Annotated in this window: 8 protein-coding genes; 3 read left to right on the top strand and 5 right to left on the bottom strand. The window is 70.8% G+C overall.

The genetic code is table 11. From position 1 onward, the window contains the following. The 5 genes from DID98_RS31000 to DID98_RS30980 form a co-directional block, all read right to left on the bottom strand. A partial coding sequence (locus DID98_RS31000) for an acetyl-coenzyme A synthetase N-terminal domain-containing protein (RefSeq protein ID WP_311767222.1) occupies positions 1-248 on the bottom strand: 248 nt, incomplete at its 3' end. 207 nt (positions 249-455) lie between these two features. Beyond that, positions 456-2309, bottom strand: a complete 1854-nt coding sequence (locus DID98_RS30995) for a sigma-70 family RNA polymerase sigma factor (protein WP_124571962.1) — start codon at positions 2307-2309, stop codon at positions 456-458. Positions 2310-2325: 16 nt separating this feature from the next. Beyond that, complete coding sequence (locus DID98_RS30990) at positions 2326-2643, bottom strand: high-potential iron-sulfur protein (RefSeq protein ID WP_124489117.1); 318 nt, start codon at positions 2641-2643, stop codon at positions 2326-2328. A gap of 76 nt (positions 2644-2719) precedes the next feature. After that, the gene (locus tag DID98_RS30985; protein WP_124489116.1) at positions 2720-3976 is read right to left on the bottom strand and encodes a c-type cytochrome; all 1257 of its coding nucleotides are present in this window, start codon (positions 3974-3976) and stop codon (positions 2720-2722) included. An 82-nt stretch (positions 3977-4058) separates the two neighbouring features. After that, positions 4059-5786 (bottom strand): methanol/ethanol family PQQ-dependent dehydrogenase, encoded by a 1728-nt coding sequence (locus DID98_RS30980; protein WP_044849070.1) that lies wholly within the window; start codon positions 5784-5786, stop codon positions 4059-4061. 652 nt (positions 5787-6438) lie between these two features. Here DID98_RS30980 and DID98_RS30975 point away from each other — a divergent pair. Genes DID98_RS30975 through DID98_RS30965 form a run of 3 tightly spaced genes read left to right on the top strand, consistent with a single transcriptional unit; the run spans position 6439 to position 8472 of the window. Next, positions 6439-7320 (top strand): energy transducer TonB, encoded by an 882-nt coding sequence (locus DID98_RS30975; protein ID WP_260427352.1) that lies wholly within the window; start codon positions 6439-6441, stop codon positions 7318-7320. Between the two features lie 10 nt (positions 7321-7330). Next, positions 7331-8047: a MotA/TolQ/ExbB proton channel family protein gene (locus DID98_RS30970; protein WP_124489115.1), complete on the top strand. Its 717-nt coding sequence runs from the start codon at positions 7331-7333 to the stop codon at positions 8045-8047. After that, positions 8044-8472, top strand: coding sequence for a biopolymer transporter ExbD (locus DID98_RS30965; protein WP_124489114.1), 429 nt, complete (start codon positions 8044-8046; stop codon positions 8470-8472). Before DID98_RS30970 ends, DID98_RS30965 begins: the two co-directional genes overlap by 4 nt. The last annotated feature ends 15 nt before the right edge of the window (positions 8473-8487 follow it).

Here is an 8487-nt window from a genome sequence, read left to right as displayed (position 1 = left end):
ACCTTCGTGAACGGCTTGTGCCAGCTGAGGCCCTCGCGCGCGAGACGCGCCCAGAAGCCTTCGTAATCCTGCTCGGCCTCGGCGGCCAGCGCGCGGTAGGCCGGCATGCCGGAGATGTTGGCGCGCTCGCGTGCGTCGGCCGACGGTTCGAAGATTCGGTGTTCCTGCAGGATCGATACGAGGGCAGTCAAGGTGTTCTCCGTGGAAATCGTTGGTGTGCGGCCTGACTGGTGAAACGCAACTTGCATGCCAGTCGCGCGGGTATTCGGCCGCAGCGGCGTGCGTGCGCGTTGCAGTGCGGTTCACGTAGATCGATATGCAGTGCAAAGCATAAAAAGACCAGGCACTCGGTGCGCTTGCCGGCCTGCGCGTTGCGTCGAAATGCAGCAGCGGGTGTTGCAGGCGTCAACACGGCACACGATGCGCGGCGTGCAGGCCACTGGCCGGACGCCGCGCTACGCAATGAACGACCGGAGCGTGCCGAGCGCGTCGGATGCGCGAAGCCGCGTGAGCGCCGACGCCTCGATCTGCCGCACGCGTTCGGCGGACAGGTTCAACTGCCGGCCGATGTCGCGCAGCGAGCAGCCTTCGTCGGCATGCAGTCCGTAGCGCAACCGCAGGACCGTCGCCTCGCGCGGCGGCAGCCGGTCGATCGCGGCGGCGATCGTATGGCGCAACTGGGCGGCGCCGGCCGCGTCTTCGGGCGACGGCGACGACAGGTCCGGCGCGACGTCGGCGAACGTCATGTCGCCTTCCGGCGACACCGGCAAATCCGCCGACACCGGCTCCTTCACGATCGCCATCAGGTCGCGCACCTTGTCGACCGGCTCGCCCATGTGGACGGCCAGTTCGGCCGGCGTCGCGGCCGTGCCCGTGCGTTGCCGATGCTCGCGCGCGAGCCGCGTCAGCTTGTTCAGCGCGTCGACCGTATGCGTCGGCACGCGGATCGTGCGGCCGAGGTCGGCGAGCGCATGCGTGATCGCCTGCCGGATCCACCAGGTCGCGTAGGTCGAGAAACGGAAACCGCGCCGGTAGTCGTAGCGCTCGATCGCCTTCAACAGGCCGATGTTGCCTTCCTGGATCAGGTCGGCGAACGCCAGGCCGCGATCGGGATAGCGCTTCGCGATCGACACGACGAGCCGGAGGTTCGCGTCGAACAGTCCGGTCCTCGCCGGCTGCATCGCGCGCTCGATCGCGGCGAGCCGCGCATCGAGCGACGCGGTCGCGCCGGGCGGCAGCGCCGACGCCGGGGCATCGCGCACGATCGCGGCGCGTGCGTCGACGAACTCGGCCGCGCGCCGCGTCAGCGTCGGCCCGCAGGCCGGATGGGCGGCGATGCACGACGCGAGCCAGCCCGCGTGGTCGCCGTCGGTCGACCGTGCAAACGACGGCGGGACGCCCACGTCGGCCAGCATCCGCGCCAGCCGGCCCCGCAGCGCGCGCTGCCGGCATGCGCGCTTGCGCAACGGTTCGCTCATCCGTTCGAGTGCGCGGGCGGACAGGCTCACCGTGCCGAGCAGCGCCGCGACGTCGCGTACTTGCGCGCGATACGCGGCGGAAGCGGTGCCGCCCGACAGCAGCGCCGCTCGCATGCCGCCGGCGAGCGCGTCGATGCGGGCGAGCCGTGCCACGACGGCGTCGCGCCAGGCCGAATCCTCCGGTGGCGTCTCGTCGTCGCGTGCGGGTTCGCCGGTGGAGGCGGCCGTAGCGTCCGCATCGACCCTGTCCGCCGGGCGGTCGTCGCGCGGGCCGTCGGCGAGAAAGATCACGTAGGTCGATGCGGCGGTCCGGCATTCGGCGATCTCGGTGCGGATCGACACCAGCGCGTCGAGTGCATCGGGATCGCCGCACAGCACCGCGACCGACGCCGCGCGGCCGCGCTCGATGCGCTGCGCGTACGCGAATTCCTCGTCGCGCGTGAGGAGCGGTGTCGTGCCCATCTCGCGCAGGTACAGCCGGACCGGGTCGGTCGTGCGCGGCGCGAGCAGGTCGGCCGCGGCGAGCGTGCCGGCGCCGTCGGCCCATGCACGGGCGGGCGGCGCGGGCCGGAAGTAGCGGTCGAGCGTCCAGCCGCTCGCGGTATCGGCGCTGTCGCATACCGCGATGCCGAGTTCGGCGAGCACCGCGGCGGCGGCATCGATGCCGCCGTCGCCCGCATCGTCGTCGGGCAGCGCGTCGATGATGTCGCCGCGCGTGACGAAGCCGCGCGACAGGCCGGTCGCGATCAGCGCGTGCAGATGCGCGACGGCGTGCGGCGGCGCGCCGTCGGCGATGCCGGCAGCGGGCGCCGGTGCGTGCCGCGCCGGCATCCCGTCGCGCGACGCGTCACGCGCGCTTCGCATACACGTTGCACCAGCCGTCCGCCGCGACCAGCTTGCCGCCGAACATCGGACACGTGCCGGCGGCATCCGCCGCTTCGCCCTTGTAGAAGCGGCAGTTCACGCAGCGCTGGCCGGCCTGGTATTTCGGGAACTGCGCGGCGTCGACGCTGGACGCACGCGCGCGATAGCCGAGCGTCTTCGCGGCGGCGTCGTTCTCGTCGACGAGCGGCGGCGCCGCGAGTGCCGTGCGTGCGGCGGCGAGCGTCGCGCACAGGCCGATGGTATGGATGATGAAGGTTCTGCGGGAGGTCGGGTACGTCACGGTCGTTTCCTGGTGAAGATGAAATCGTGGGGAAGGGCGCGGCCCGCATCGCGTGGCGGAGCCGCTTGCCCCGGTGTTACTGGCTCGCGTCCTTGTGCGCGGCGGGACCGGCAATGAGCGGCGCGGTCGATGCGTGGGCGGTATCGGCCGTCAACTTGCTCTTGCCGGCGGCATAGCCGTTCGACGCGAGCAGGAAGGCCATCAGGTCCGCGTAGTCTTCGTCCTTCAGCTTGCCGGGCTGGTCCGCCGGCATGTTGGTCGCCATGTAGCCGAACACGCCGCCGATCGTCAGGTGCGAATGCGACAGCGGCGCGAACGACGGGCCGCTCAGCGCGGGCGCGGTGTTGCCTTCGAGGTCGGCGCCGTGGCACTTCGCGCACGCATTGCCATAGATTTCCTTGCCGTGTGCGACCTGGGCCGCGTCGAACGTCGGCGCGGCGTCGCCGGTGCTCGCGGCGACGCGGATGAAGCCGCCTGCGGGCACGTTGCGCGCGCGCAGCAGGCTAACGGGCGCGCGGCCTGCGCTCGCCGTCGCGCCGTCGAGGAAACGCGACGGCGTGCTCGACTCGTGCGCTTCGAGCGCGCTGCCGGGCAGCGCCCACTTGCGGGTCAGCGCGGCCAGCCGGCCGTTGTCCTTCATCCGCGTGAGCGCCGCGTCGATCCGCTGCTGCAACGCGGCCGAGCGTGGCGCGAACGCGAACGTGAGCTGCCACTCCGCATACGGCGACGCGGTCGCGCCGATGCGGAACGCCTGTTTCGGATGCGCGGCCTGGTACGCGACGACCGCCGGATACCAGACGATCGCGCGATGCGCGCGGCCGCGGGCGACCGCGTCGACTGTTTGCTCGGACGTGTTCTCGAGATCGAAGCGCGCGTTCTTCTGCTGCACCGCGATCAGTTGCGCGGGGCTCGCGTAGGTGGCCGCGACGATTTCCCGGCCGGTCGGCGGCGTGCCGGCGTCGCGGCGCGTGACGCTCACGTAGCCCGAGCGCAGGTAGCCCTGCGAGAACAGCAGCTTCGTGTCGGATGCGTCGGCGATGGCCGAGCGCGGGAAGCCGGCGAGCACGTCGCAATCGCGTTCGAGGATGCCGGCGAGTTCGTGCGCGGATACGCCGTCGTCGTCGCTGCCGCCCGCGTCGTGTGCGGCGAAGCTGGCGGCGATGCCGGCCGTGCGGAACACCTCGCGGGCGACGGCCTTGTCGAGCGCGGCCGTCGGCGTGCCGGGCAGCGAGCAGACGCGTACCGCCGTCGCGGCCGTGGACGGCACCGGGGTCAGCGCCGTGCCTGCCGCGAGCGCACAGGCCACGGCGAGGCGGGAAAGTCGGAGGTTCATGATCGTACGCTCGGTTGAAAAGGAGAAGGGAGGCGGCACCCGCGCCGGCGGCGCGGGTGCGATGCGGTTGAACGGACGTCGATCAGCCGCGGTCGAGGGCGAACACGTACAGCGTGCCGCCGCGCGGCACGTCGTCCGCCGCCTTGGCCATCGGGCCGCCCCAGATCGGGTTGGCGCCGCCGTAGCCGGCGAGCACTGCTACGTACTCCTTGCCGTCGACTTCGAAGACGGACGGCTGCGCGATGATCCCGCTCGCGAGCTTCGGGCTCTCCCACAGCACCTTGCCGGTCGACACGTCGAACGCGTACAGGTGGCCGTCGAGCGAGCCGCTGAACGCCAGGCCGCTGGCGGTCGTCGCGACGCCGCCGTTCCACGGCAGCTTGCTCCAGTGGCTCCACACCTTCTTGCCGGTGTTCACGTCGATCGCCTGGAGTTCGCCGTAGCCTTCGCTGCCCGGCTCCGGCTTGATCTCGAAGCCTTCGCCGAGATACGGCAGCCCTTCCATGTAGTTGACCGACTTGCCCGACAGGCTCATGCACGCATGCAGCGCCGGGACGATCGCGAGATGGCGCACGGGGTCGTACGACATCGACCACCAGTTCTTGCCGCCGAGGAAGCTCGGGCACGTGTCGATCGTCGTGCCGACCTTCGGATACTTCGCGGGATCCTGGATCGGCGCGCCGTCTTCCGTGTAGCCGGTGACCGACGTGGCCTTCACGAACGGCTCCGCATAGATCAGCTTGCCGGTGTCGCGGTCGATCGCATGGAAGTAGCCGTTGCGGTCGGCATGGACGATCGCGTCGTGTTCCTTGCCCTTGTACTTGATCGTCGCGAGCACCGGTGTGTTGACGCCGTCGTAGTCCCAGGTGTCGTGCTTGGTGTACTGGTAGTGCCACTTGAGGTCGCCGTTCTTCGGATCCAGCGCGAGCAGCGAATCGGAGTACAGGTTGTCGCCCGGCCGCAGGTCCGCGAGCCACGGCCCCGGGTTGCCGACGCCCCAGTACAGCGTGCGCGTCGCCGCGTCGTAGGTGCCGGTCAGCCAGGCCGGTGCGCCGCCGTGCGCCTGCATGCCGTCGGGCCAGGTATCGGCGTGCTTCTCGCCCTGGCCGGGGATCGTGAAGCGCTTCCACAGCAGCGTGCCGTCGTTCGGGCTGAGCGCCGCGATGAAGCCGCGTGCGCCGTATTCGCCGCCCGAGCTGCCGACCACGATCGCGCCGTCGAGCGCGAGCGGGGCGAGCGAGAACGCGTAGCCGAGCCCTGGTTCGAACATCTGCTTCTTCCACACGAGCGCGCCGGTCTGCGCGTCGAGCGCGGCCACCTCGCCGCTCAGCATCGCGACGTAGACGTTCTTGCCGTACAGCGCGACGCCGCGGTTCACGACGTCGCAGCAGGCCGTCTTGAACGATTCCGCGCCGAGCTTCGGTTCGTATTTCCACAGCTGTGCGCCGGTGGCCGCGTCGAACGCGTACACGTTGTCCTTCGGCGTGGTCACGAACAGGTAGCGGCCGTTGACGATCGGCGTGGCCTCGAAACCCTGCTTCAGCTCGGCCGGAAACTTGTAGCTCCACGCCTGCGTGAGCTGCTTCACGTTCGACGCGTCGATCTGCTTGAGCGGCGAATGCGCCTGGCCGCTGTACGTGCGGTAGTAGGTGAGCCAGCCCGGATCGCGTTGTGCATCCGTGAGCCGCTGATACGTGACGGCCGGATAATCCGCGGCAGCGTCCACCAGGCCGGGATTCAAGGCGATCGCCGCCGCCGCCGCGATGCCGATCGTTGCCAGTCGGCTCGTCGAAGCCGAGAGTTTTTTCATGGTTGTCTCCTGAGTCATTGTGGTCGCACCGCGGCCAACACATGGCCGGGCCGGCAGGGTGGGGATCCGGGTCCAGTGCGCAGCCAGTCACGCAAATCGCATGCCACTGCGGCGCGCGCCTTGCCGGGCAAGGCGCAGCGGCCGATTGCGCGCGTTGCGGCGACGCGGGCGGCGCGGCGCGGCTGATCCGCGGGTGTTGCGTTCGGGGACAGCCGCGGGCCGAGTGTTGCGAAACATGACAACGCCGTGAGCGGACGGGAGCCGCGCGCATGCGATACGTGGCGCACAGCCAATTGCGGCGGTCATGCGCGAGGGCATGCCTGAATGAATGACGGTGCGGCGCAGGGACGGCGATCGTCGTCGACTGTGTGAGTCGATGGCGCGCCGTTACCCGGTGCGACGCACGCATGCAACGGACCGCGCGCCCGCGGCGGCGCGCCCGATCCGAACGACGATCGTGCATACGACTGCGCGAGCGCCGTACCGTTGATCCAAATTGACACAGGTGCAACAGCGGTGGCACGAACTGCAACAGGTCGGCGGTTGCATATCGACGCGTGGCGGCTTCAACCTGCGCCGGCCGGGCGATGCGGGCATCGGCATGCTTCTTGCCGTTCGAACCGGCAACGATTCCGCGCAGCGAGAAACCACCATGCCCGTCCCGATGCCGTTCGATGCCCACCGCAGGTCCGACCGCCGCCGCGTGGTCGCGCTCGCATACGGCATCGCGCCCGTCGGCGCGGATGCGGCGACGAGTGCGGTGTCGCAGGCCGCGCGCGCACGCGAACCGCTGCACGCGGTCGCGCTGGCGGTATTCGCCGTCCATGCGGCCATCACGGTCGCGCTGTGGCATGCGTGGGTGCCCGCTGCACGCCCGACGCTGCCTCGTCCGCTCGCCGTCGAGGTGGACGCGAGCGAATCCGCGCGGGTGGCCGAACCGGGCGAGCAGCGCCGTACGGATCGCGCAACACCGGTTCCTCCCGTGCACGGGCCTTCGCATGCGCGCCGCGAAACGGTCATGCCTCGGGAGATTCGGCCGAACCCGACGGTGCCGCGTCGGGTCGATCGCACAAGTCCTTCGCGCCAGCCCCCGGCCGCAACCGCCGTGGCGCGGCCGGACGGCGAATTGCAGCGAGCCGGGGCGGTACCGGAACCGGCGTCGCCGGCCGCCGCACACGCATCGGCCGATACCGCAACGGTGCCTGCGCACGCGGCGCCCGCCGCACCATCGGCAACCGCGCCCGAACCCGTCACCGCACCGCGCTTCGCGGCGGCCTACCTGCGCAATCCTGCGCCCGACTATCCGGACGTCGCGCAGCGGCGCGGCTGGGAAGGCACCGCGTTCCTGAACGTGCATGTGCTCGCGAGCGGCCGGCCCGACCAGGTCCTGCTGTCGGCGAGCAGCGGACACGACGCGCTCGACGAGGCGGCCGTCGCGGCGGTCACGGACTGGCGCTTCGTGCCGGCGAAACGCGGCACGGAATCGATCGACGGCTGGGTCAGGGTGCCGGTCGTGTTCAAACTCGGAAACTAGGGAGTCCGTCATGTCTGACTACATCCACTACGCGGTCGTCGGCGCGTTTGCGCTCCTCGCGGTGCTGTCGGCGCTCACCTGGACGCTGATCGTCACCAAGGCGCTGCTGCATGCGCGCGTCGTGCTCGGCAACCGCCGCTTTGCCGCGGGCCGCGGCGATCGCACGGCACTGTCGATGCCGACGGACGACGAGGCGGCCGCCAGCTCCAACGCGCGCCTGCAGCGCGCCGTGTGCGCCGCATTGCGCGATCTCGACGCACCCGAGCCGCACGCCCCGGCCACATTGGTTGCGTGGGACCGCCGCGACCTGCTCGAACGCACGCTCGCGCGCGCGATCCGGCGCGAACGGCGGCCGCTCGAGCGCGGGCTCACCGTGCTCGCGTCGATTGCGAACGTCGCGCCATTCGTCGGGCTGTTCGGCACTGTGTTCGGCATCGTCCACACGTTGCAGTCGATGACGGCGTCGGCCACGAACGGCATCGATGCGATCGCGGGGCCGATCGGCCAGGCGCTGGTCGCGACCGGGATCGGGATCGGCGTCGCGATTCCGGCGGTGCTGGCTTACAACCTGTTCCTGCGGCAGCTCAAGACCGTGATGGCCGGGCTCGACGAGTTCGGGCAGGACCTGATCGCGCTGGCCGAACTGCGCCGCTTCCGGATCGACGCGCCGGTGCATGCCGCGCTGCCGGCGGCAAGCAATGCGGGCGTGCGCCGGGCGGCCGTATGAGGACGGACGAGCGCGAAGCCGACGCGGGCGAACCGCTCGGCGAGATCAACGTGACGCCGCTCGTGGACGTCGTCCTCGTGTTGCTGGTGATCTTCATGGTCGCGGCGCCGCTGATGACGCATGCGATCCGCGTCGACCTGCCGAAGGCAGCCGCGCCCGCGCGCGACCCGCGTGCGTCGACCGTCACCGTGACCGTCGACGCGCACGGCGCGATCCGGATCGACGGCACGCCGGCCGCGCCGGCCGAGGTCGAAGCCGTGCTGACACGCCGCGTCGCGCACGACCCGCAGACGAGCGTGAGCCTGCACGCGGACCGCAACGAGCCGTTCGGCACCGTGGCCGGCGTCATCGCGTCGATCGGACGCGCGCGTGTCGCGCATGTCGCGATCGCGACGGCGGACGGCGCTGCCGGGCCGGCGCCGTGAAGCGAACGACGTTAG

The organism is Burkholderia sp. Bp8984 (assembly GCF_003853755.1).
In the GTDB taxonomy this organism is placed as follows: domain Bacteria; phylum Pseudomonadota; class Gammaproteobacteria; order Burkholderiales; family Burkholderiaceae; genus Burkholderia.
Note: the sequence above shows the minus strand (reverse complement) of the source record. Positions and strands in the feature narration are given on the sequence as shown.